The organism is Paraburkholderia phytofirmans, from assembly GCF_046028095.1.
Lineage (GTDB): Bacteria > Pseudomonadota > Gammaproteobacteria > Burkholderiales > Burkholderiaceae > Paraburkholderia > Paraburkholderia phytofirmans_A.
In genome coordinates this window covers 738,465-762,090 of record NZ_JAQQDJ010000001.1, presented here as the reverse complement: position 1 = coordinate 762,090, position 23,626 = coordinate 738,465, and the positions used below count along the sequence as shown (strand labels likewise).

At 63.0% G+C, this 23,626-nt stretch carries 19 protein-coding genes; 9 read left to right on the top strand and 10 right to left on the bottom strand.

Features of this window, described 5'->3' with window-relative positions; all coding sequences use genetic code 11:
* Positions 1-18: 18 nt before the first annotated feature.
* Positions 19-1,614, bottom strand: a complete 1,596-nt coding sequence (locus tag PQR54_RS03505) for an MDR family MFS transporter (RefSeq protein ID WP_408244083.1) — start codon at positions 1,612-1,614, stop codon at positions 19-21.
* A 139-nt stretch (positions 1,615-1,753) separates the two neighbouring features.
* On the opposite strand from PQR54_RS03505, the gene PQR54_RS03500 reads away from it, so the two are divergent.
* Complete coding sequence (locus tag PQR54_RS03500) at positions 1,754-2,596, top strand: EcsC family protein (RefSeq protein WP_408244082.1); 843 nt, start codon at positions 1,754-1,756, stop codon at positions 2,594-2,596.
* Here PQR54_RS03500 and PQR54_RS03495 read toward each other — a convergent pair.
* The 8 genes from PQR54_RS03495 to PQR54_RS03460 all read right to left on the bottom strand — a co-directional run bounded on the left by PQR54_RS03495 (position 2,566) and on the right by PQR54_RS03460 (position 14,028).
* Positions 2,566-3,525 carry an alpha/beta hydrolase gene (locus PQR54_RS03495; RefSeq protein WP_408244081.1) on the bottom strand — a complete coding sequence of 320 codons (960 nt, stop codon included), beginning with the start codon at positions 3,523-3,525 and terminating at the stop codon, positions 2,566-2,568. The genes PQR54_RS03500 and PQR54_RS03495 overlap by 31 nt on opposite strands.
* A gap of 117 nt (positions 3,526-3,642) precedes the next feature.
* Complete coding sequence (locus PQR54_RS03490) at positions 3,643-4,077, bottom strand: CHRD domain-containing protein (protein WP_408244080.1); 435 nt, start codon at positions 4,075-4,077, stop codon at positions 3,643-3,645.
* 505 nt (positions 4,078-4,582) lie between these two features.
* Positions 4,583-9,025, bottom strand: coding sequence for an ATP-binding protein (locus PQR54_RS03485; RefSeq protein WP_408244248.1), 4,443 nt, complete (start codon positions 9,023-9,025; stop codon positions 4,583-4,585).
* A gap of 54 nt (positions 9,026-9,079) precedes the next feature.
* Entirely contained in the window at positions 9,080-9,826 is a 747-nt protein-coding gene (aqpZ, locus tag PQR54_RS03480) for an aquaporin Z (RefSeq protein ID WP_408244079.1), read from the bottom strand.
* 255 nt (positions 9,827-10,081) lie between these two features.
* Positions 10,082-10,726 carry a response regulator gene (locus tag PQR54_RS03475; RefSeq protein ID WP_408244078.1) on the bottom strand — a complete coding sequence of 215 codons (645 nt, stop codon included), beginning with the start codon at positions 10,724-10,726 and terminating at the stop codon, positions 10,082-10,084.
* Between the two features lie 118 nt (positions 10,727-10,844).
* A complete protein-coding gene (locus PQR54_RS03470; protein WP_408244077.1) occupies positions 10,845-11,534 on the bottom strand; it encodes a response regulator in 690 nt (229 codons plus the stop codon).
* Between the two features lie 152 nt (positions 11,535-11,686).
* Entirely contained in the window at positions 11,687-12,379 is a 693-nt protein-coding gene (locus PQR54_RS03465) for a response regulator (RefSeq protein WP_408244076.1), read from the bottom strand.
* A 332-nt stretch (positions 12,380-12,711) separates the two neighbouring features.
* On the bottom strand, positions 12,712-14,028 hold the full coding sequence (locus PQR54_RS03460) for an MFS transporter (protein WP_408244075.1): 1,317 nt from the start codon (positions 14,026-14,028) through the stop codon (positions 12,712-12,714).
* A 96-nt stretch (positions 14,029-14,124) separates the two neighbouring features.
* Here PQR54_RS03460 and PQR54_RS03455 point away from each other — a divergent pair, with 96 nt between their 5' ends.
* The 7 genes from PQR54_RS03455 to PQR54_RS03425 all read left to right on the top strand — a co-directional run bounded on the left by PQR54_RS03455 (position 14,125) and on the right by PQR54_RS03425 (position 20,793).
* The gene (locus tag PQR54_RS03455; RefSeq protein ID WP_408244074.1) at positions 14,125-15,012 is read left to right on the top strand and encodes a LysR family transcriptional regulator; all 888 of its coding nucleotides are present in this window, start codon (positions 14,125-14,127) and stop codon (positions 15,010-15,012) included.
* 488 nt (positions 15,013-15,500) lie between these two features.
* The gene (locus PQR54_RS03450) at positions 15,501-16,214 is read left to right on the top strand and encodes a c-type cytochrome (protein WP_408244073.1); all 714 of its coding nucleotides are present in this window, start codon (positions 15,501-15,503) and stop codon (positions 16,212-16,214) included.
* Positions 16,211-17,602, top strand: coding sequence for a c-type cytochrome (locus PQR54_RS03445; RefSeq protein ID WP_408244072.1), 1,392 nt, complete (start codon positions 16,211-16,213; stop codon positions 17,600-17,602). Before PQR54_RS03450 ends, PQR54_RS03445 begins: the two co-directional genes overlap by 4 nt.
* Positions 17,603-17,626: 24 nt before the next feature.
* Positions 17,627-17,800 (top strand): hypothetical protein, encoded by a 174-nt coding sequence (locus PQR54_RS03440; RefSeq protein WP_408244071.1) that lies wholly within the window; start codon positions 17,627-17,629, stop codon positions 17,798-17,800.
* A gap of 2 nt (positions 17,801-17,802) precedes the next feature.
* Positions 17,803-18,375 (top strand): cupredoxin domain-containing protein, encoded by a 573-nt coding sequence (locus PQR54_RS03435; protein WP_408244070.1) that lies wholly within the window; start codon positions 17,803-17,805, stop codon positions 18,373-18,375.
* Complete coding sequence (locus tag PQR54_RS03430; RefSeq protein WP_408244069.1) at positions 18,362-19,987, top strand: b(o/a)3-type cytochrome-c oxidase subunit 1; 1,626 nt, start codon at positions 18,362-18,364, stop codon at positions 19,985-19,987. Before PQR54_RS03435 ends, PQR54_RS03430 begins: the two co-directional genes overlap by 14 nt.
* Positions 19,984-20,793, top strand: coding sequence for a c-type cytochrome (locus tag PQR54_RS03425; protein WP_408244068.1), 810 nt, complete (start codon positions 19,984-19,986; stop codon positions 20,791-20,793). Before PQR54_RS03430 ends, PQR54_RS03425 begins: the two co-directional genes overlap by 4 nt.
* A gap of 72 nt (positions 20,794-20,865) precedes the next feature.
* Here the strand turns inward: PQR54_RS03425 and PQR54_RS03420 are convergent, their stop codons facing one another.
* Positions 20,866-22,521 carry a methyl-accepting chemotaxis protein gene (locus tag PQR54_RS03420; protein WP_408244067.1) on the bottom strand — a complete coding sequence of 552 codons (1,656 nt, stop codon included), beginning with the start codon at positions 22,519-22,521 and terminating at the stop codon, positions 20,866-20,868.
* A gap of 300 nt (positions 22,522-22,821) precedes the next feature.
* On the opposite strand from PQR54_RS03420, the gene PQR54_RS03415 reads away from it, so the two are divergent.
* Positions 22,822-23,622, top strand: a complete 801-nt coding sequence (locus PQR54_RS03415; RefSeq protein WP_408244066.1) for a bestrophin-like domain — start codon at positions 22,822-22,824, stop codon at positions 23,620-23,622.
* The last annotated feature ends 4 nt before the right edge of the window (positions 23,623-23,626 follow it).

The window sequence follows — 23,626 nt, the reverse complement described above, 5'->3', positions numbered from 1 at the left end:
AACGGTAAGTCTAAAAAATCAGTCCGCGTGAATCACGGGCTCGAGCTTGCGTTGGAGCTTGATCGGCGGCACTCTGCGGCTCTGCCACACCGACACCACGGCGATGATCGCCGCCATGGCGAGCCCCAGATGAATCGCTGACACGAGCGCTTCGCGCGCGGTCTCGAGCAGCATCGCGCCGTTATGGCCCGCATGCGTCAACTGGCTGAGCAAAGTAGTTTGCGCGTCGCGATTGATGAGGATCTGCGGGTCGCCGAGGTCCGCGAACCATTGCGACGCGTGATCGTTGTCCAACGCGTTGCGCACGCCGCTCGCGTACATATGGCTGACCAGCGTGCCGGTCAGCGCCGTGCCGATCATGCCGCCGATCATCCGCAGCGACTGCAGCAGCGCCGTTGCGATACCGAGGTGTTCGCGGCCGGCGGTTTGCTGCGCGAAGATCGTCAGGTTCGGCATGACGAAACCGAGCCCCAATCCGCCGACGATCATGAACGACATCAGCAGCCACTGCGGCATGGCGCGCGTCGCAACGACCACGCCGAGGCACGCGAGCGCGAGCAGCGTAAAGCCGATATACAGCATCAGATTCGGATTGCGCACGCGTGAAACGATGCGCCCATTCGCGATGCTGCCAATCGTGATGAACACGACCAGCGGCGTGATGACGAGACCCGCTTCTTTCGGCGACATGCCGAAGCCGCCCTGGAACAGCAAGGGTGCATAGAACAGTAGCGAGAACATCGAAAAGCCGCCCAGTACCGCGAGCGTGAAGAGCGCGGCGAGACTGCGGTTGCGGAACATGTCGACCGGCAGGATCGCCGTCGGGCAACGCTTTTCCCACTGCCACAATGCGTAAGCCGACGCGACGCTAAGCACCAGCAACGCGGCCGCGCTCAAGGTCACGCCATGCTTGGGCAGCAATTCGACGAACAGCTGCAGCGAGCCGAGCGCCACGGCGATCAGCACGGCGCCGGGCCAATCGAGCCGCATCTTGCCTTCGTGTTCGACATGACGCAGATGCGGCAGGAAGCGCCAGACAAAAAACAGCGACAGCAGGCCGACCGGCAGATTCACGTAGAAAACCGAGCGCCAGCCGTAATACTGTGTGAGGAACCCGCCGAGCGACGGCCCCACCGCGTTCGCAATGCCGAACGCCGAGCTCATCAGCACTTGCCAGCGCAGACGCACGACCGAGTCGGGAAACAGATCGGGAATGCAGGCGAACGCGGTGCCGACCAGCATGCCGCCGCCGATGCCTTGCAAACCGCGCGCGAGCACGAGGAACAGCATGTTGTTGGCGGCGCCGCACAGCACCGAAGCAGCGGTGAACACAACGATCGACGCGATCACGAACGGCTTGCGCCCGTAATAGTCGCCGAGCCGGCCAAAAATCGGCACGGTGATCACCGATGTCAGCAGATACGACGTGGCGACCCACGCGTACAGCTCAAAACCCTTGAGTTCGGCGACGATCGTGGGCAGCGCGGTGCCGACCACGGTCTGGTCGAGCGCGACCAGCATCGTAACGAAGGAGATACCGAGCATCGCCAGTAGCGATTCACGGAACGGTAAAACTTGCCCACTCGAGTGGTGGGCCGCGGTATGGACAGCCATTTTTGATAGCGCAACAGTTGACACGTCAAACGATTGGGAATCATACCACGCTGCGACGCTCTAAGCGGGACACGCCGCTGCGGTTAGCCGCATCGGCAATCGACGGAACAATGAAAATCACATGACGCCAGGGAGGCACATGGAGCCGAGTTCGCTCGCAACACAATCGTTATCGGACGACGACCTGAAGGCGCTGCGCCGCGCGAAACACGAACTGGAGAGCCCCGCTCTGGCGATGAAGCTGGCGAGCATCGTCGGCGCGCCGCTGGAGAAACTGCTCTCGCGCATGCCGGCGTTCGCCAACGAAAAAGTCACCGACGCGACGGAGCTGGCGCTACGCAAATGCCTGGCGATCGCGCTGCGCACGCTGGGGCGGCAGGACGGCGCGACGCCGCTGGTGGTGCCCGACAAACCGAGCAACTTGCTGCACAAGTTTGCCGTGGCGACCACCGGCGCGGCCGGCGGCGCATTCGGACTGTTCGCGCTGCCCGTCGAACTGCCGGTCACGACCACGCTGATGTTCCGCTCGATCTGCGATATCGCGCGCAGCGAGGGCGAGGATCTGACGTCGATCGACACGCAGCTGCAATGTCTGACGGTGCTCGGCATGGGCGGCACGTCGAAAGCCGACGACGACGCCGACTTCGGCTACTTCATCATGCGCGGCGCGCTCGCGCAGGCGGTGTCGAAGGCGTCATCCGAAATCGCCACCAAGGGCTTCACCGCGCATGGTTCGGCGGCCTTGCTGCGCCTGCTCAACACGATCGCCGCACGCTTTTCCGTGCAGGTGAGCGAACAGATCGCCGCGAAGTCGATTCCGGCGATCGGCGCGGTGCTCGGCGCGATGGTCAATACGGTGTTCATCGATCACTTCCAGCAGGTCGCGCATGGTCACTTCACCGTGCGTCGGCTGGAACGGCAATACGGCCAGGCGACGGTCGAGGCCGCCTATCAGACGATCGACATCGCGCTCGACGGTTGAGCCGCGCGGCTCGTCACGCGCCGCACGAAGCTGGCGGCGCGATCGAGCGCGCGATTTCCCTCGGGGATGAACGGCGCGAAGATCGGCCAGACGTGCGGCATTTTGTTCCACACTTCGAGTTCGCAGTCGACGCCCGCCGCGCGCGCGTTGTCGGACACGCGCCGCGAGTCGTCAAGCAATACCTCCGTGCTGCCCGCCATGATGAAGAGCGGCGGCAAGCCGTGCAGGTCCGCATAGACGGGAGACGCGTAGGGATGCGTGGCCGGCGTGTCGCCGAGGTAGACCTTCCCTGCCCGCTCGATCGCGGAGCCGCTGAACATGGGATCGAGAGCGTCGTTGGTGCGGATGCTGGCGCCGGTTGCGGCCAGATCGGTCCACGGCGAGAACAGTAGACCGCCTGCCGGCATGGGATCGCCCGCGTCACGCAGCGCCACCAGCGTGGCGAGCGCAAGACCGCCGCCCGCTGAATCGCCCGCGATCACGATCGACTCCGGCGCGATTCCGTCGACGATCAACTGACGGTAGGCCGCGGTCGCGTCGTCGAGCGCCGCCGGGAAACGATGCTCCGGCGCGAGACGGTAGTCGAGGGAAAAAACCGCTGCATCGGCGCGCGTCGCCAGACCGAACACGATCGAGCGATGGGTGCGCGGTGAACAGAAGTAATAGCCGCCGCCGTGGCAATACATGATGGTCGGTCCGGCGTTTTTTGTTGCTGGCGCGCGGTCGGCGCGTTCGATCCACTCACCGCGCAACGGCGTATCGTCCGCGCCGTACAGCTCACGCAGACGCCAGCCGCCCGGCACCCGCGGCGACCAGGCGCGCCTGGCGGTCAGCGCGCGCGCTCTTTCGACATCGATGCGCGGCTTGAGTGTTTCCGGTCGAAACTGCCGGCGCAGATACCAGCACGCGAGTGCACTTTGCCAACTCATCGGGACACGCTCCTTCGATTGTGTCCTGTCATGTTACGTGCGTTCGCGGCTGCGTCGGTGGATGGCGGCTTCTAATCTTAAAAACGCCCGCAGCGCCGGGTAAGGCTTTCCGCTCGCCTAGTTGGCCGGCAAAACCTGCCCGCGAATTTCACCCATCGGGTTCTGCGCGGTATGGACGTTGAAGTACCACTGCCCCGCCATCAGATCCGTCACCTGCTGTTCGGTCAGCGCCGCCGAGCCTTTGATCGGGCTGGCGAGCGCGCCTTTGTCGATCGGCACCTGAACCTTGGCGTTCTGGCCCACCGGCGCGGGTCCGTGGAAATGCGCGGCGGTTGCCGGGCCGCTCAAGCCTTCATAGGTGACCGTCCATTGCAGGGATTTCGTCGACGTATCGAAGGTGGCGTCCAACATGCCGTGCCCGTGGCTCACGCGAGGCGGCACTTCGCTCGAAGGCTCGAGATCCGCCTTCAGCGCCACCGTATCCGCGAAGGCGACGCCCGACGCCAACGCCCACAACACCACTGCAAGATTCACTTTTCGAAGCGCAATCATGGTCTTCTCCGGACTTGATGCACCGCCGCACCGACACTCGGCCGCGCGCGAAGCCACCACATACTAGTGCAAATCCGTCAAATCTGTTTGTGCTGGAGCGCGCGTGGCGTTGCGCGTTTTTTAGTCAGGCTTCATTTAGTGCAGTTGCTTGCAGGCGCGCTGAAACACGTGGCGAGTTTGTAGGTATCCGTAGCGATTTCTCGGGCGTTTCAGACACACATACGTGCACGCGATATTGATCCGAAGGCGTCCGGGCGACGTTTTAATCGATTTCCTCAAACAGTTAATTGCGGATTTTGTAATGAATGATCCGCAATATCCCGGTTATGCTTCTGCTTGCGAGAAGTGACTCCTTCATCGAGGGAAGTCTCCAAATCTTTAACGCGGCTTCGGCCGCGTTTTTTTTCGTCTGCTTGGTCTGCCTGGCCTGTTTGGTCTGTTTGTCGCGCCCTCGTCTACAGAGGCGCCGTCGCGTCGAAGCGAACACATGCGCGGGGCCGATCGTTTATACGAGCAAAGCGGCCTGCTGTTCGATTCCGTCGAGCATGGCATTGCACTTGTCGATTAACAGCATCCCGTCGTCGCGCACACGTTCCGGCGGTTTGACGGTGATTTCACGGCGATAGTCTTCAAGTGCCTTGAGCAGCGGCGGATATTGCAGGACGCTCGCCGCCCCCGCCACGCGATGGAGCCACTCGCGCACACGTTCCACCTCGATACGTTCGGACTCCACGCGCTCGAGCAACGGCGACAACGACTGCACGTCTTCACGCACGGACGACACGAACGAGTCGAGCAAAGCCTTGACGGTCGATTCGCTGCCCCACAGTTGGGTCATGTGCCCGAGGTCGACCGGCACGAACGGTTCCGCGCCGCCACGTGCATCCGGCACGGCAACTGCCGGCGTGCTAACTGCTTCCGAAGGCGCGGCTTGCCACGCGCTGTCAGTGCCGAACCAACGGCTCAGATAGTCACGCAGCGTGGCGAGCCGGGTCGGCTTCACGAGGCTATCGTCCATGCCCGCGTCGCGGCACAGATTCAGGTCTTCGGGCGCGGTGTTCGCCGTGATACCCAGAATGGGCAGGCGATAAGCGCCGTCCTGCTCACTTTCACGAATACGGCGCGTGAGTTCGTAACCGGACACGTTCGGCATGTGGCAATCCGTGATCAGACAGCCGTAACTCGTACGCTCCAGCGCGGCCAGCGCCTCGGCGCCGTCGTTCGCCACGTCGCAGGCAAAACCGAGCAAGGCGAGCTGATGACGGATCAATTCCTGATTGACCGGATGATCTTCTGCGACGAGGATCAGCCGGCCACTGGCAATGGCCCGCTCTCGATCCGGAGGCGCAGCGCCGAATTCCGGCGTGCGCGGCATGCCCGCCGATCGAGGTCCCACCGACGGCAGGCCCGTCAGCGCAGCGGCACACGCGGCGCCGAGGCCGCGCCAAGAAATGGGATTGATGCTGACGCGCACGTTGTCGTCGAGAATGCGGTAGCCCGTAGGCTTGGGTTTCTCGGTCAGACAGATGACTCGGGTGCGAGGCCTGATGCCCGTAGGCAAGGTCACATCTTCGCTCACGAACAGCAGATCGATTTCGGCGAGTGCGGCGCGATCGCGCAGCTCCGGCGCGTCAGGCGAGACGCGGCGCAACTTGAGTCCAAGCGCCTCGCCAAAGTGCATCAGCGCCCGTGCGATGCGCGCCTCGCCGGTTGCTACGATTCCGAGTTTGCCGCGCAAGCCGTTGACCGAATAGCGCTGTGTCTCCACAGGCATGGCGAGCCGCACGGTCATGCGCGTGCCGCTACCCGGTTCGCTGCGCAACGTGAGCGAGCCACTCATGAGGTCGATCAGCTTGCGGCAGATCGTCAAACCGAGGCCCGTGCCGCCGAAACGGCGTGTGGTGGACGATTCGGCCTGCACGAACGGCTCGAACAGCTTGGCCTGCACTTCCGGCGCGATGCCGATGCCGGTGTCCTCGACGACCATTTCGACCGTCTGAATGCCGTCGTCTTGCGCGACGACCGACACGCACACGTCGACCTCGCCCTGCGGCGTGAATTTGATGGCGTTGCCTAGCAAGTTGAAGAGAATCTGCCGCAATCGGACACTGTCGCCGCGCAGGGTGGCGGCGACATCGGGCCCGATATCCACGCGCACTTTCAAGCCCTTTTCATGGGCGCGGCCAGCCAACAGGCCGACAGCGTTGTCCACCAGTTCACGTATGTCGATGGATTCGGCCTCGATGGTCAGCCGCCCCGCTTCGATTTTCGAATAGTCGAGCAAGTCGTCGAGAATCTGCAGCAGCGCGCCCGCCGACTCATGGATCATGCCCAGCATTTCGCCTTGGTCCGCGTTGAGCGGCGTGCGCTCGAGCACTTCCACGAGCCCGAGCACGCCATTCATCGGCGTGCGGATTTCGTGGCTCATCATGGCGAAGAAATCGTCTTTGGCACGCGAGGCCGCTTCGGCCAGGTCGCGCGCTCGCGCAAGCTCGTCGGAGCGCGCGTGCTCCACGCTGGCGTCCACCCAGTAACCGCTCCAGACGACGCTTCCATCCGATTCGCGGCGCGGTACCAGTTCGGCTCGTGCCCATTTGATGTCCTGGTCGCCGGCGAAACGGAACTCCATGTTGACCGGCGTTTCGCCGTGCGCCGAGCGCTCGAGTTCAGCCAGCACGAACGCCCTATCCTCCTCGTACACCCGTTGGAAATCGACCTGATCGCTGCCGTTCTGCGAACCGTCTCGCCCACCCAGCAGATGACGCGCGTCGCCGCTGATATACGGAAACGAATACGCTCCGTCCGCAGTGCGACGCAGTTGAAACACCACGGCTGGCAGTGAACGCGTCACGTCGAAGAGGCGCCGCTCGGTTTCGCGCGCACGCATTTCGGCGCGCCGGATATCGGTGATATCGACCACCGTGCCGAGTACGCAAGCCGGTTGACCGTCACTGCCGCGACAGATACTGGTCCAGAAAAGGCCATGCCGCACGTTGCCCGCGCCGCGCTCGAACTGCAACTCCACCTGCGCGGTCTCACCGCCGTTTAGCATCTCGCGGGTGATCTCGTCCAGGATGCGACTATTGGCCTCGCCCCACGTTCGCACGTCCAGGGTGGTTCGTCCGACGATCGCCTCGCGGCCCAATCCGCTGGCTTGCTCATAGGCTTCGTTGACTGCGATATAACGGCCATCGAGATCCTTGGCGACGAGCGGATAGGGCACCGTCTTCATCAAGGTTTCCTGGAAGTTCAGTTGCAGTTCCAGTTCCCGCTCCGTTTTCTTGCGCAGCCTGACTTCACGCTGCAGCAACAGATAGGCACGCAGGGTGATCAGCAGCACGACGCAGACGCCGATCAGCACCGGCAGCAGACGCACCGCGGTCACGCTCCACGTGCCGGACCCCGGTGCATTGCCGGTGACCCACTTCTGCCGGATGCGTTGCTTTTCCGCGGGCGGCATAGCCAGCAACGCACGATCGATCAACCCAGCGAGTGGGCTGAGGTCCGGGCGTACGGCAAAGTCGAGCGCGTCGGAATCGCCAACCGTACCAAGGATCTTGAGGACGCCGCCGTACTGTTGCTTGAGCAGGATATCGGCGGCGGCCACGTTGCCCACCAGAACGTCCGCCTCGCCGGACTCAACCATCTTGAGCGCGTTGTCGAGACTGGGCGCGACCACGACGTGATCCGCCGGAATTCGCTGGAATGCCAGCGCAACCGACCCGGCGGCATGCGACGAAACGACGATGCGGCGTGACGCAAAATCGTTCAGCGAGCGAGCCGCCGGTTCGTCCTCGCGCCCGACGATCACCAGCGGGTAGCTCTCGTACGCGCTGGTGTGCCGCGCCTTCATAAGGCGTGGATCGTGACTTGAAGCAGTGGCGAGGATCGCGAGTTCACCGCGCTGAAATGCTCCGATCGCGGCAGGCCAGTCAGCCGTGCTGGCGCGATTGAACACGACGCCGAGCGTGCGGCTCAGATACGTCAGATAGTCCGCGGCAATGCCCGCGGGCCGGCCGGAATCGTCGACGTAACTGAAGGGCGCCCAACTGTTATCGAAACCAACCTGCAACGGCGGCAGCGAACGAAGCCAGGCCTGCTCTTGCGGCGTCAGCGCGAGACGCGGCGTGGCGGGCGCAGGCTTCGCGTCGAAGTTGCCGGATAGCCAGCGCATGCGGATCGCCGCCTCGTCGGCAGGGTTCATCGACGCGAGCGCCCGATCGAGCTGGTCCCGCAATGCAGTCTGGTTTCGAGGCGCTGCGAAGCGCAAACTGGAAGTTTTGGTGTTCTCCTCGAACGCCACTCGCAAGCCACGGAACTCGTCGGTGGACAATGCATATTGCACGGCAGCAGTGAAGCCGAGATAAACATCGGCGTCGCCCTGGATCACGGCGGCGAGTGCGTCGCGCGTCGCGGGCACCGTGATGATCTGGGCGCGTGGGAAGCGCTCCCGTGTCACACGCTCGATCGCAAAACCTTTTTCTAGCGCGATGCGCGCTCCCGCCAACTGGGCGGGATTTCCATAACTGTTGCTGTCCCGGCGCACCACGACCGACGTGGAAGAGCGGAAATAAGGCGCGGTAAAACTCAGGCACCGCTCGCGCTCGGGTGTGCGGGCAAGGCTCATCAGCAGATCGACATGTCCGGCGCAAGCGGCGGCAAGCAATTGCGGCAGGTCCGGGAACGCCTTGGCTTCGATGACCACGTTCGGCCCGACAAGGGCGCGCAGATAGTCGACGCTCATACCGGTGAGTTGACCATCTTGCAGAGCGTCGAACGGCAGCCAGCTGTTAGCGAGAACGCCGACGGTCAGTTTCGCGGGAAAATTGGCAACAACCTGAGTGTTCGGGCGATTGTCGAACGATTGGGCAACGGCTGTAGTTTGCGCGGCGATAACTAAGCACCATGCGAACAGACACAGCGAAAGGCGCGCAAGCACACGCCTCATTGCAACGCCCGGCACGAAATGGACGGCAGACACGATGATGGCACCGGGCAACACTCAGGCAACTTCGCCGCGCCCGTCGGCGAGCGTAGCGGCAGCGTGGTCTGCCTTGCCGTGCACAAACGAGAAGAGCGCCCCAGCCATGACACCGCCCGACAGAGGCGCGGCCCAGAACAGCCAGAGCTGGTCCAGCGCCCAGTCGCCGACGAACAACGCCTGGGCCGTGGAGCGGGCGGGATTGACCGAGCCGTTGGTAACCGGAATCGACACCAGATAGACCAGCACCAGGCAGGCGCCGACGACCAGCGGCGCGATCGGCGCCATGTCTCGCCTGTGGGCGATCAACAGGCTTGCCATGACGAAACCGAACGCCAGCACGAACTCGATGGCCACCGCCGAATGCAGTTGATAGTCGGCAGGAGAATGGTCGCCGAAGCCATTCGCCGCGAACTCGCTCGCGACTAGATCGAACCCGGGACGCCCGCCCGCCACGTAAAGCAGTAGCGCGGCGGCAACGATCGCACCGAGAATCTGCGACGCGATGTATGGGAGCAGATCCCTGACCGGAAAACGTTGCGCGACCGTGAAGCCTACGGTGACAGCGGGATTGAAATGGCCGCCGGACACGCCGCCGAAGCAGTAGGTGGCCGTAACGAGGGCGAGGCCGAATGCCAGCGCCACTTCCAGCACACCGCCTGCCTGCTGGATCGCACCGACGTTCAACACGATGCTGCCGCAGCCGATGAACACCAGCCACGCCGTTCCAACACCCTCGACCAACAACCGCTTACCTAGCGCATCCATGCCGCCTCCTGGTTCTGTCTCCAGGCAGACGGCGTCGCACGATTGCCGTCACAAATCTGCCTGTATTCTCACGGCTCGGGCATCGGTCAGCTTGACGAAACGACTGCTTTCATCAGAAGAGCACGGAATAAAGCCGCAGTGAATTGAGAACTATGAGACGGCAAGGTCCCGCAACCAATCAGAAGACTCCTAAATTCCTGGTTCTCCAAAATCATTTGCCGACGGCGCAATGCAATATGCCCACCGGATATCAGATCAGGTCAATCCGATTTGCCGCGCATAATCGATCAGATCGGCTTCCGTTTCCAGCCCAAGCTTGCGCATCGCGCTACGTTTTTGCGTACTGATCGTCTTGCCGCTGCGCTGCAGCCGCACCGCGATCTCATGGACGGCGAGACCTTGCACATAAAGCTGGAATACTTCCCACTCGCGTGCGCTCAGCATGCCGGCGCGCAGTTGCGGCGGCGCGTCGGCTGCGTCAATCGCGACCCGCGCGTGTTCCGACAGATAGACGCGCCCGGCAAAAGCCGCCTCGATCGCGTCGATCAAAGCTGTGACAGTCTCGCGTTTATCGACGATCCCGCCCACGCCGATATGCAAAAGTCCGGACAGCATGTGGGCATGGCAGATCATGGTGAGGACCACGACGCAAGGATGCGACTGGCCCCGCAACAGGCGGCGCAAAAACGACACCGCGTTGCTGCCGCCATGAATGCCCGGCATGCTGATATCGGAAACGACGACGTCGCACGCGCGGGCGTCGAGCAACTCCGCCAGCCCGTGTGTGTCGGCCGCTTCGCCGACACATTCGATGTGCGGCGCGGCCTGTAACACGCGCTTGACGCCGACGCGAACGCAGTCGTGATCGTCTGCGATGATGACGCGGATCTTCTGTCTCATTTTCTGTTGTCTTATCGATTGGCACGCCCTGCACACGGTGTGCTTCCCCGGGCGTTGCCAATACATCTTCTATTCGTCGCGCGACGGCGCGACGTGTTACTGGCTTACCACCGGCTCATCAGCGCTTCGGTATGCGCTCCTCAGGAATCACACCGTACTCGACCGCGAAACGAAACAGCTCCGCGTCGCTGCGCAGGGCGAGCTTGCGCATGGCAGTGCACTTCTGCGCGCTGATCGTTTTGACGCTGCGTTCCAAACGCCCGGCGATCTCGGTCACGCCGTACCCCGACGCATATTGGGTGAACACTTCGAGTTCGCGGCGCGAGAGCATCTTCCGGACATAGTCGAGCCGCTGGGTCGCCGTTGCGTCCGCGATCAATGCGCGCACCGCGGGCCCGACATAGCACTCGCGCGCCAGCGCCGTGATGACGGCCACGTGAATCAGGTCGATCCGGTCGCGCTTGCTCACCAGTCCCTCGACGCCGAGCGAAATCACCTTTTGAAGTTCGGTCGCCTCGGTTTCCATGGTGAGCACGACGAGCGCGATGTCCGGGTACCGCGTCTTGAACTGCCTGACGACTTCCAGTCCGCTGCCATCCGAACCGCCCGGCATGTAGAGGTCCATGAGCACAAGGTCGCATGAACGGCGATCGATTTCCGCGAAGAGTTCGGTGGCGTCGGCTGCACGACCGACGATTTCCATATTCGGATAGCCGTTCATCAGGTTTTCAATCGCCAACAGCACCAATGGGTGATCGTCCGCGATGATCGCGCGAACGGGTGTGCTTACCTCGGCGGTGTCGCGCATCTTTTATTTCTCCTCCGTCCCAAATTAACTGCCGCCTCTCCACGAACAAAACGGCTCTTCTCGCGATCATTAAATACTTCTCCGAGAATAACCATAAGATCGCTCCGAAACAACCTCACTTAATTCACAAAATAAAATGCTTAGATATGCGATTAAAAATTAAGAATTCCATAAGCACGCACGTAAGAGAAAAGACCGGGATCATTGGTGACTCCTAGTTTTGCCATTGCCTCGCGTTTTTGCCGCGTGACCGTGCGGCGATCGCAACCGAGCGCAGCCGCAATGTCGGAGATCGACTGGCCACTTACCAGCAGCCTGACAACTTCGGCCTGTTTGCCCGTCAACCGCGGCGCCGGCGGTCGTTCGCACTCGGGATCCTGCGGATGCGCCAGCGCTTCGATGATGGAACGGCCGAGGTAAGCGTGACCATCTCGAGCCGCCATGACCGCTTGTCGAAGCTCGTCCATCGACTCAGCTTTGCCGACCATGCTCACGGCGCCGTCCGACACAATGGCGCGAAGAATCGCGGGGTTTGTCAGAGTTGTCATCACCACGATGCGCAATTGCGGCCAGCCACTGCGGATTCGTCGCACGAGATTGAGGCCGTCGCCGACGGCGAATGAATGATCCGGCATCGAGAGGTCGGTGACGAGCACATCGCAGGGCGTGCTCCGCAGGCGTTCGATCAGCGAAACGGGATCCGTCGCCTGATCGACTACGGTGACGCCGGCCTGCAATTCCAACGCAGCGCGGATACCAAGGATTACGAATGGATGATCGTCCGCCAGGATTATTCGAAGATTCACCAGGATTTTCTCTCGTTTGTTGTAGGAGTGATTTCGCATACGCAGAAAAATCTTAATGACTCTGCGTCTTCTTTAAGGGCCCCTCGGAACGCATAGCGCGCCAAGGCGGCCATAAAATCACCGCCATAACTCCAAGAAAATCGGATCGTTCTGAATCCTGCGGAGAAACTAATAGTCGATTGCGGATCTATCCGAAAAAGGGAAACCTAAATACCCACAATGAATATTTCTATTTTTTAAGTGGCGCAATTTCCGTGGAAACTGGCGACTCGATCATTCGCCGCGGAATTCCGACGCGCCGTCTCGCCCAATCACTTGAGAGACCCTGCGCGCCCGCCCGTGGCATTGCCAACGACCGGCGCTGCGGTTCATCAAGTTGCGTCGCAAGCGCGCGCCGTCCTCACTTTGGCTTCACGCGCCGCGCGCGGAAACACCGGCAACGCGACCAATGCGCATATGCTGGTCACGGCCCACACCATCGGCCACGAACCGATCGACAACAGCGGCGGAATCGCCAGCGGCGTCAGGAACAGCGTAAGAAACACACAGGTGTTGCCGATCGCGAGCGCGGTGCCCGCACGGCTTGTCCCTGCCAGCGTGGCGAGTTCCGTGAAGGCCACGCCGTGCCATGCCGACGCGCTCACACCGCCCAACACGACCATCACTGCGAATATTGCCGTCATCGCCATGTGATGCATGCCGACGAGGCCCGTCAGCAGCGCGAGCGAGGCGAACAGCACCGCGGTCAGCAGACTACAGGCGCGCATGTAGGCCCGCCGGTTGCCGCGCCGGTCGGTCCAACCGCCGCTCCAGACCCGCGCGATCGCAGCGCCCGTTTGCACCGCGGCCATCGTCACGCTGATCGCCAGCACGCCGGCGCGGCTGAAATCGTGAAGAAACACCGTGCCGAACGTCACCACAGCGAGTTGCGGCACGCACAGCGCGCCGGCGCCAAGCGCCACGCGCCAGATGCCGATGTCGCGCAACGGCGAGACCCTGGCCGGCGCGCCGCTCGCCGCTGCCGTGTCGCGGGCATCAAGCGCGCCGTCCGCATCGGTATGAGAAGGTTCGTGCAGCCAGCGCCACGCGAACGCCGCCGTGATCGCGCACGCGAACGCCAGCACGCTATAGGCGCTCGCGAAACCGAAGCGCGACGCGAGCACCGGCAGCAGCAATGCGCCCAAGCCGCCGCCCGCGGGCACCGCCGTCTGGCGGATACTCATGGCCAGGCCGCGCTCGCCCTCGCGAAACCAGGCCATCACCGCGCGGCCGCTCGAACCGTTCACGCTGCCGCCAAGCAACCCGACCAGCAACAGGCCGAGCGCGAGCATCGTCACGCTCGGCACATGCGCACCGGACGGCACGACGAACCGCGCGAGGCCGGCCAGTGCGGCCGCGGTCGAAAGTAGTCCGAGCAGCAGGACGCGCCGGTCGCCCCAGCGGTCGGTCAACATCCCCCACGGCAATTCGCTGACCGCGATGCCGAGGCCTAGCATGCCGAGCACGAGGCCCAGCCCGTCATTGCCCAGGTGATACCCCGAGCGCAAGAAAACCGCTGTCGTCGGAATTCCCGAGAACGCGGCCGAAAAACTCGCGTTCGCGGCGAATCCGACGCCCAGCACTTTCCATCGATGACTTGCCGTTCGCCCGCCGGACAAACCCAAGCCCGCAATTGTTTCGGTTCCCATGACACCCCTCCGCAAAGAATCTGGGGGTATCCTACGGCTGAGGCTTCCATCGGAAAAGCCGGAAATATAGATAGCATCCATCGGATATGCCGAATCATGACCCAACGTGGATTTGACCTGACGCAGTTGCGGACCTTTGTCGCCGTCGCCGAATCGGGCAGCGTTTCGGCGGGCGCGGAGCGGGTGTTCCTGTCGCAGTCTTCCGTGAGCGAGCAGTTGAAAAAACTCGAGGAGCGCGCCGGCCAGCCGCTGTTCGTGCGCAGCAAGCAGGGCGTGAGCGCCACGCCCGCCGGCAGCCGGCTGCTCGACCACGCGCGGCGCATCATCGCAATGAGCGAAGCCGCGTTCGAAGACCTGCAAGGCCGCTCGCTCGACGGCGAGTTGCGCATCGCCATCACGGACTACTACCGTCCGCACGACATCGCGCGCATTCTCAAAACGTTCTCGGAACAGCATCCGCGCCTGAAGCTGCACGTCACGGTGCTGCCGAGCGCGGTGATCGACAGCAACGCGGGCGACGATGCGTCGTTCGACATCGGGCTCTCGCTGCGGCTCGTCACGGACAACACACGCGCCACGGGCCGGCGCACCGGCGCGCAAAGCACGGTTGTGCGGCGCGAGAAACTGCTGTGGGTCAGTGCGGCCGATTCGGGCACGCGACCGGCCACGCCCTATTCGCTCGTTTTGCTGCCGTCGAGCTGCCAGTTGCAGCGCTTCGTCGTGAAGCTGCTGGACGAGCACAAGGTGCCGTATGTGGTGTCGCACTCCGCATCAGGCGTGGCCGGTTTGCAACTCGCGCTGAAGGCCGGGCTCGGCATTTCCTGTCTGAACGAATCGTCGATTGGCGGCGGCGTCGTGGCCTGTCCGGCGAGCGTGGGCTTGCCTGCGTTGCCCGCCGTCGAGTTTCATCTGTTGCCTGGGCGAATCGGCGAAACCGAACTCGTCAGCAATGCTCGCACGGCCTTGATGGCGCTCTTCAGTTGACTCATCGATGATGGGCGCACGCCGTCTCGCCGAAGCCCGCCGGTCATCATCAAACAATCACATTCGCGCGATAACGTCGGGCCGTGAGACGATTCACACTGGAAATGTTGAAAGCCCCCTAAGCGACGCCTATGATGATCAGGTGTCCCGTCGAATGAGCTTTTGTTGCTATTGACGCTTCGACTGAATTCCTGCAACCTCGTACACGCTGCTGAACGTTTCAAGCGTTAATTCCCGCAGCCCGAAAGCCGCCACCCACCGGCGCATTCAGGCAGATCGTTGTTTATATAAAGCAATCGCATCGCCGCAGCGAATCACCACTCGCCGTCCAGAACAAGTCCGTTTCGATTTGCTGTTCTTGCAGTCGCTATACAAGAAAAATATCGGCAAAGTTGACATACGTCATCCGTCGGTTTCACAAGCGAATCCACGTGCGAATGCGCGAGAGATAATCGAGAACAAAGAACGTTCCCCAATCGAGGCCTGGCGTGCATCGTCGAACTATCGGATCGTCGGTTCTGTTTGTGCTTTATGTCATATGGAGCGGCGTGGCGCTCGCCGCCGACGCGTCCGGCGCCATACCCTCGGCCATGGACGAGCGCGTGCGCGCCTGCACCTCGTGTCATGGCGTGCAGGGTCAAGGCCTGAACAACGATTACTTTCCGCGCATTGCCGGCAAACCGGCCGACTATCTGTTCAATCAGTTGACCGCGTTCCGTGACGGCGGCCGCACCTATCCGCCCATGGGCTATCTGCTTGCCTTCCTGCCCGACGACTATCTACGCAAGATCAGCCAGTATTTCGCCGATCTGCAACCGCCCTATCCCAACGCCGATCAAAGCAACGTCGCGCCTGCCGTGCTCGCTGCCGGACAGCGCCTCGTCACGCAGGGCGACCCGGCCCGCAAAATACCGGCATGCATTGCGTGCCACGGCGCGCGCATGACCGGCACGCAACCTGGCATTCCCGGCCTGCTCGGTCTGCACGCGAGTTATATCGCCGGACAGATGGGCACCTGGCGCTCGGGCACGCGGCACGCGCTCGCGCCGGACTGCATGCATTCGATCGCCGTCAAGCTGACCGACAAAGACATCACCGCGGTATCGAGCTGGCTTGCGCGCCAGCCGCGTCCTGCCGATCCGCGGCCGGCGCCGGCATCCGCGGAGCGGCTGCCTCTCGCCTGCGGGAGCCAACCGCAATGAAGCCGACCTTTCGCTTTCCGGGCGCTCTTCGCACATTGCGCGCCGCTTTGGTCACCATGGCAAAAAGCCTTAACGCGCCGGCGTCGCTCGTATCGAGCTTGCTGGTTGGCGGCCTGATCGTGGCCGGCAGCGCCGCGCTTCTGCGTGCATGGCCTACGCCTGTGCTGATCGCCGAAGCACGCGCCGCCGAGACCAACGCAGCAGCCGCGACGAGCGGCAACGCCGACACGCGGCCCGATATCGTCAAACGCGGCGAGTATCTGGCGCGCGCCGGCGACTGCGTCGCCTGCCATACGGCGCCGCGCGGCAAACTGTTCGCCGGCGGCCTCGCGATGGAAACGCCGTTCGGCACGCTGTACTCGCCGAACATCACGCCGGACGCGCAGTACGGCATCGGCACCTGGAGCCAGGAGGCGTTCTTCAAGATGATGCGCACCGGCCGCACGCCGGAGGGCACGCTGATCTACCCGGCCATGCCGATCGCGCAATACACCAAGGTCACGCGCGAAGACTCGGACGCGATCTTCGCGTATCTGAAGACGGTCGCGCCGGTCCGCGAGCCGAATCACAAGCACACGCTGCGCTTCCCGTTCAACCAGCGCAAGCTGCTGTACGGCTGGCGCACGCTGTATTTCCGCGAGGGCGAGTTCCAGCCCGATCCGACCAAATCCGTTGAATGGAACCGCGGCGCGTATCTGGTCGAGGGACTCGGGCACTGCACGATGTGCCACACCAAGATCAACATGCTCGGCGGATCGTCGCAAAGCGAGCAGTTCGCGGGCGGTCTGATTCCGGTGCAGAACTGGTACGCGCCGTCGCTGACCTCGGACAAGGACGGCGGCCTCGGCGACTGGAGCATCAAGGACATCGTCGATCTGCTGCAAGCGGGCATTTCCGATCGCGGCGCCGTGTACGGCCCAATGGCCGAAGTCACGTACCACAGCCTTCAGTACATGACGGAAGAAGACGTCAAGGCGATGGCCGTTTATCTGAAGACCTTGCCGGACAAGAGCGGCCGCAAGTCCGGGCCGTCGGCGCCCACCAATACCAACGTGTTCGCGCTCGGCGAAAAGATCTATGCCGACAAGTGCGCGCTCTGCCACGGCGCGAAGGGCGAAGGAAAGTTGCAGCATTACCCACCGCTCGCGGGCAACCAGTCGATCGAAATGGACTCCGCGGTCAATCCGATCCGCATTGTGCTGAACGGCGGATTCCCGCCGGGCACGAAGCGTAATCCGGAACCGTACGGCATGCCGCCTTTCGGTCAGGAACTGAACGACACCGACGCCGCTGCCGTGGTCACCTATATCCGCACTGCGTGGGGCAATCACGGCCAGCCTGTGACGTCCCGCGAGGTCAACGAGTTGCGCAACGCGCCGCTGCATTGAAGCGCTGCACTGGAGAAACTTTAGATGGAAGCGAACGATACCCGCAGCGCGCCGCCGACTGATGACGAAGTGGAACGCGTCGTCGCGGCCGGCCCGCATGGCGCGATCGCCGTGGCCGGTGTCGCCACGCTGATCGTGATGGCGATCTGGTTCGGCTTCTACTTCGTCGTGTTTCTGCCGCGCGGGGTCGTTCACTGATCATGTCGACCGATTCCAATCATCAACCGGGCGGCGGCCACGCGGTCGCCTTACGCGCCGAACGACGCTGGGCCATCTTCGCCGTCGCATTGATCGTGCTGATGCTGGCCGTCATCGTGTTCTCCGGGCTGCATTGGGCAATGATGCCGCCCTCGCGCGTCGAGACGATCGATCCTTCGCGCCTGCAACTGTCCGGCGAATTCGTCGAAGAAAATCTCGGCAGCGCGGTCGAGCCGGACGGCTCGGTGGTCGTGCGCTTCATCGCGCAGCAGTATTCGTTCACGCCGCAATGCCTGCTGGTACCCGCCGACACGCCGGTCACGATCCGCACCACCAGCGCCGATGTCGTGCACGGCCTGCTCGTCACCGACACCAACATCAACACGATGGTCGTGCCCGGCTATGTCGCCACGCTCAACACGCGTTTCGACGCGCCCTCCGATCACACCATGCCGTGCCACGAGTTCTGCGGTTTTGGCCATCAGACCATGTGGGCACACGTGAAAGTCATCGACAAAGCCGCCTTCTTCGAGCAGGCCCGACAATCCCGGAGGCTGAGCTGTGTTTCACGCTAAGCGACTCGTTCTCGCGCATTTCTGGCTTGCCTTCATTGCGTTTCTGATCGCGCTGCTGCTCGGCGCCTGGCAGATGCTGGTGCGCAGCCCGCTCGTGCCGTGGGTCGGCGACCCCGAGCTCTACTATCGCTCGGTGACCGCGCATGGTTCGGTGATGGCGTATGTAATGCCGACGCTCGTGTCGATGGGCTTCGGCTACGCGATCGTCGAACTGGCTCTCGCGCAACGCCTCGTCGGTCTCAAATGGGCATGGGCCGCGTTCATCATGCTGGCGGTCGGCGCGGTGATGGCGATGGTGCCGGTGGCGCTCGGCCAGGCTTCGGTGCTCTACACCTTCTATCCGCCGATGATCGGCAGCCCGTTCTATTATCTCGGCGTGGTGCTGGTTGTGGTCGGCTCGTGGATCTGGGTCGCGCTGATGCACGTCAACCTGCGCGTCTGGAAGCGCGCCAATCCCGGCAAGCCGGTGCCGCTCGCGATGTTCGCCAACGTGGCGGGCGCGTATCTGTGGGCATGGACCGCCGTCGGCGCGGCGCTGGAAATCCTGTTCCAGATTCTGCCGGTCGCGTTCGGCCTCACCAACACGATCGACGCCGGCCTCTCACGCATTCTGTTCTCGTGGACGCTGCACGCGATCGTCTACTTCTGGCTGATTCCCGCTTATATCGCCTACTACACGCTGGTGCCGCGCGCGATCGGCGGGCGGCTCTACAGCGATTCGATGGCGCGCGTGTCGTTCATCCTGTTCCTCGTCTTCGCGATGCCGATCGGCATCCACCATCTGTTCGCCGATCCGCAGGTCGGCTCCGGCTTCAAATTCCTGCACGCCGTGTTCACCGGCATGGTGTCGGTGCCGACGCTGCTGACCGTGTTCACGATCTGCGCGTCGGTTGAAATCGCCGGCAGACTGCGCGGCGGCAAGGGCGCGTTCGGCTGGCTGACCGCCCTGCCCTGGCAAAACCCGATGATGCTCGTGATCGCGTTTTCGTTCGTGATGCTCGGTCTCGGCGGCGCGGGCGGGCTGATCAACATGAGCTACCAGCTGAACTCGACCGTGCACAACACGCAGTGGGTGACCGGGCACTTCCATCTGATTTTCGGCGGCGCGATCGTCATCATGTACTTCGCGATTGCCTATGAACTGTGGCCGCAACTGACCGGTCGCGCAATCGCGTCGGTGAAGCTGGTGCGCACGCAACTGTGGTTGTGGTTCATCGGCATGATGGTGGTGACGCTGCCGTGGCATTACGTCGGCCTGCTCGGTGCGCCGCGCCGCATGGCCTATTACGATTACAACGCGCTCGGCTTGCAGTCGCAGGCGTTCTGGGTCGGCATGTCGGCGGTGGGCGGATTGATCCTCGTGGCGTCCGGCGTGCTGTTCATCTACATCCTCGTGAAGTCGCAATTCGGCCCGCTGGTTCAGCAGCAAGTCTTCCGTTTTGCGAGCGCGGCACAGCCGGTGGACCGTGTGCCGGCTGCGCTCAATAGCTTCGGCTTGTGGGTGGCGCTGATGATCGGACTCACGGTCGTCAACTACAGTGTGCCGATTGTGCAGTTGCTCAGATTGCCGCAGACCTCCGTGCCGGCAGTCGTCGTCGGGGCGCAGCGATGAATCAGGAACGCGTCTTCAGCTTGCGCAACCCATGGTTCACAGTGAGCGTGGGCGGCACGATTGCGATTGCCGTCGTGGGGATACTGATCGGCTTTATCTGGCTGCCCTCGGCAAGCAAGTCGTTCGGCGATCGAGGCTTGTGGGCGACGATCTGCAGCGCCGCGGGGGCGCCGTCGAGCTGGTATGGCGGCGCCAATCTCGCCGGCCCGGCGCCTAGCGATGTCGTGGTCTTGCCGCCGTTGCGGCGCGTGCGGGCCGACGCGAATACGATCGGCCGCGGCGCGACGATCGCGACGCAGAATTGCTCGATGTGCCATGGCGTACTCGGCACGGTGCAGGTCACCGCGCCGGCATTGGCCGGGCAATATGCCGACGTGGTCTACAAAGAGTTGCGCGACTACCAGAACGGCGTGCGCCAGAACGCGATCATGCAACCGATCATCGCCGCGCGCAGCGATCAGGATCTGCACGATCTGGCGGCTTACTACGCGTCGCTACCGAGAGCGCCTGCGGCGGAGACTCTGCCCACCGATGTGGGACCGGATGCGAACGCGGTGAAGCTCGCCATGCAGGGCGATCCGCAGCGCAATATCGCGCCTTGCGCCGCATGTCACGGACAGCTCGACCGCAAGGGCGCGGCGCCGTGGCTTGGCGGACAATCGTCGATCTATCTCGCCGCACAGATGCGCGCGTTTGCTTCCGGCGCGCGGCATAACGACATCAATGAACAGATGCGCAATGTGGCGCGGCAAATGACGTCCGCGGAGATTGATAGCGTGGCGAAATACTATGCGGCTATGCAGTAGCAGTCGCTTTGTTTGCGTGACGTGGTTTGTCGTGACGGCTCAGCACGCCGCAGCGCAAAACAACCTCTGATACTAAGCCGTCGCGAACTCGCCTGCATCGGCCGTCTTCGGCGCAGCAGCCGAACCGCCGCGCCGTCCGGCGAACGAAGACAAAGCCAAAGACGCCGCACCGCTCCCCGTCTGAAACACCGACACAGCCGACGTCAATCGCCGCGCCTGCTCTTCCAGCGAACTCGCGGCAGCCGCAGCCTGTTCCACCAGCGCGGCATTCTGCTGCGTCACCTCGTCCATCTGCGCGACCGCGAGATTGACCTGATCGATGCCGGTACTCTGCTCGAGCGCGGCCGCGGCGATCTCACCCATGATCGAACTCACGCGCGCAATCGCGTCGACGATCTCGGTCATCGTCGAGCCGGAGCGCTCAACCAGTTGCGAGCCAGCCTGCACGCGAGTCGTCGACTCGTCGATCAAGCCCTTGATCTCCTTGGCTGCCGCCGCGCTACGCTGCGCGAGCGAGCGCACCTCGCTCGCCACCACCGCGAAACCGCGTCCCTGCTCGCCGGCGCGCGCGGCTTCGACCGCGGCGTTCAGCGCCAGAATATTGGTCTGAAACGCGATCCCTTCGATCACGCCGACAATGTCGGCAATCCGCCGCGAATCGTCGACGATGCCATGCATCGTGCCCACCACCTGCTCCGTCAGATCGCCGCCTTGCGCGGCCAGCGTGGATGCGCCCTGCGCAAGCGAACTCGCCTGCTTCGCGTTGTCCGCCGTCTGCTTGACCGTCGAGGTGAGCTGTTCGATGCTCGCCGCCGTTTCTTCGAGCGACGCGGCCTGTTCCTCGGTACGTTGCGACAGATCGGTGTTGCCCGCGGCAATCTCGCTCACGCCGGTGTCGATGGATTCCGTGCCTTGACGCACCGAGTTCACCGTCGCGATCAGCGACTCCTGCATCTTGCGCAGCGCGGCCGCGAGACGGCCCATTTCGTTGTCACTGGTCACGACGATCTGGCCGGTCAGGTCGCCGCTGGCGATCCGCTGAAACTGCGCGATGGTGGCGTCGACCGGACGGACGATCGCGCGCACCAGCACCGCGCGGCCGATCCACGAACCGAGCAGCGACGCGACCATGCCGATCGCCACCGCAATACAGATCGCATAAAACAGATCCTGCGCGTCCTGATAGCGTTGCGCGCCGTGATCGAGCTGCAATTGTTCGAGCGTGAGCATCGCCTTTTCGTACGCGCTGTAGAGCGACGGCAGCTTGTGCGCCTGCAATTGCTGGAACGCCGTCTTGTCGCCCGCCTTGAGCGCGGCGAGAGCCGGTTCGACGCCTTCGTGCAGGAAGGTGTCGCGCTTGTCCTGCATATCCTTGATCAGGCGTTGTTCATCAGCGTCCGTGCTCGCGCGGCTCACATAGTGGGCAAGGCGGTCGTTCGAAGCTTTCTGGTACTGATCAAAACGCTTGAGCACAGCGTTTGCGCCGTCCTGATCGTTCAGGTCGACGAGCGATGCGTACGTCGCCAGCGCGAGACGCAGGCGCAGCAACTGTCCGGCGCTGCCTTCGAGGTCGGCGACGGCCGGCGTATCGACGGTGTACATCTGCTGCAACGAGGCATTGCTCGAACGCAGCGACAGCAGGCCGGCGGCGGCGCCGAACAGCAGCACGACGCCGAAGAACACGATCATCAGGGTGAGGCAGGTGCGAATCGACAGATTTTTCAACATCGGGCTTGTCTCCGTTGGGCTGCCTGACCGAATGTTCAGTAAATGCATCGGCCACGCGTGCTGCGCCCAAGCCGAGTCGGCCAGGTCCGCAACTCTTGTCTAAAATTTAAGCGAACGCCACATATAAGGACTACGGCTCAATCGCGAAAAACTTTATGGTGGATGGCGCATGGGCTTGCGATACATCAACATACAGGCGCATATGAAGGGCGATTCGCACCGGGCGTTGCGGGACTACCCGGGTTCTCGGCGAGCGGCGCTTGATGGAAAGTGGCGGAAATGTGTCTACGGAGCATCGCGATGTCGGAAATAGGCTCGGCGCTGGTGGTTTTCGTTCTCCTGCTCGCCGTGACCGGAGTCGGTGTGTGGGTGCGCCCCCTCCTGCCCGAGGAGCACAAGGCGCACGAGACGGTGCAGTTGATCCAACTGGTGATCGGCATGCTGGTGACGTTCGCCGCGCTGGTACTCGGCTTGATGACGGCGTCCGCGAAATCCAGCTTCGACACCGCCTCGAATGATTTGCGCACCTACGCGGCCGATCTGATCGAGTTCGACACCACTCTGCGCGAATACGGCACAGACACCGGGCCGGCCCGGCAGTTGTTGCGCCAGTACACGGCGGCGGCAATCGCATCGACGTGGCCCGGCGAAACACCGCCCACTGGCGACTATCCGAAAGACATAGGATCGCAGGACAACTCGCAGAAACTGGAGAGCGTGCGGCTCGGCGACATGCTGACCGCCGTCGGCCGGGAGTTGCGGACGCTGCGGGCGCCCGACTCCTTACAACAGCGCGCGCTCGATGACGGGCTGAAGCAATACCGGCGCGTCGTGGACGCACGGTGGAAACTCATCGAGGAAGCGCACAGTTCGATTTCCCAACCGTTCCTCAAGACATTGACGTTCTGGCTGGCCGTGATCTTTCTGAGTTTCGGCTTGATCGCGCCGCGCAATGCGCTGGCGCTGGTCACGATTTCGCTGGGCGCCGTGTCGATTGCTTCGGCGATCTATGTGATCGTGGACCTGGATACGCCGTTTACGGGGCCGATCGTCATCTCCAGTTCGCCAATGAGAGATGCGCTGGATCATTTGAGGCGGTGACGGC

Excerpts from the sequence above, each read along its gene's own strand:
- PQR54_RS03435 (WP_408244070.1), top strand. The coding sequence starts at position 17,803 with ATGTCGACCGATTCCAATCATCAACCGGGCGGCGGCCACGCGGTCGCC.
- PQR54_RS03485 (WP_408244248.1), bottom strand. The coding sequence starts at position 9,025 with ATGAGGCGTGTGCTTGCGCGCCTTTCGCTGTGTCTGTTCGCATGGTGC.
- PQR54_RS03505 (WP_408244083.1), bottom strand. The coding sequence starts at position 1,614 with ATGGCTGTCCATACCGCGGCCCACCACTCGAGTGGGCAAGTTTTACCG.
- PQR54_RS03420 (WP_408244067.1), bottom strand. The coding sequence starts at position 22,521 with ATGTTGAAAAATCTGTCGATTCGCACCTGCCTCACCCTGATGATCGTG.
- PQR54_RS03475 (WP_408244078.1), bottom strand. The coding sequence starts at position 10,726 with ATGAGACAGAAGATCCGCGTCATCATCGCAGACGATCACGACTGCGTT.
- PQR54_RS03460 (WP_408244075.1), bottom strand. The coding sequence starts at position 14,028 with ATGGGAACCGAAACAATTGCGGGCTTGGGTTTGTCCGGCGGGCGAACG.
- PQR54_RS03445 (WP_408244072.1), top strand. The coding sequence starts at position 16,211 with ATGAAGCCGACCTTTCGCTTTCCGGGCGCTCTTCGCACATTGCGCGCC.
- PQR54_RS03455 (WP_408244074.1), top strand. The coding sequence starts at position 14,125 with ATGACCCAACGTGGATTTGACCTGACGCAGTTGCGGACCTTTGTCGCC.
- PQR54_RS03465 (WP_408244076.1), bottom strand. The coding sequence starts at position 12,379 with ATGCGAAATCACTCCTACAACAAACGAGAGAAAATCCTGGTGAATCTT.
- PQR54_RS03470 (WP_408244077.1), bottom strand. The coding sequence starts at position 11,534 with ATGCGCGACACCGCCGAGGTAAGCACACCCGTTCGCGCGATCATCGCG.
- PQR54_RS03495 (WP_408244081.1), bottom strand. The coding sequence starts at position 3,525 with ATGAGTTGGCAAAGTGCACTCGCGTGCTGGTATCTGCGCCGGCAGTTT.
- PQR54_RS03500 (WP_408244082.1), top strand. The coding sequence starts at position 1,754 with ATGGAGCCGAGTTCGCTCGCAACACAATCGTTATCGGACGACGACCTG.
- PQR54_RS03415 (WP_408244066.1), top strand. The coding sequence starts at position 22,822 with ATGTCGGAAATAGGCTCGGCGCTGGTGGTTTTCGTTCTCCTGCTCGCC.
- PQR54_RS03490 (WP_408244080.1), bottom strand. The coding sequence starts at position 4,077 with ATGATTGCGCTTCGAAAAGTGAATCTTGCAGTGGTGTTGTGGGCGTTG.
- PQR54_RS03440 (WP_408244071.1), top strand. The coding sequence starts at position 17,627 with ATGGAAGCGAACGATACCCGCAGCGCGCCGCCGACTGATGACGAAGTG.
- aqpZ (WP_408244079.1), bottom strand. The coding sequence starts at position 9,826 with ATGGATGCGCTAGGTAAGCGGTTGTTGGTCGAGGGTGTTGGAACGGCG.
- PQR54_RS03425 (WP_408244068.1), top strand. The coding sequence starts at position 19,984 with ATGAATCAGGAACGCGTCTTCAGCTTGCGCAACCCATGGTTCACAGTG.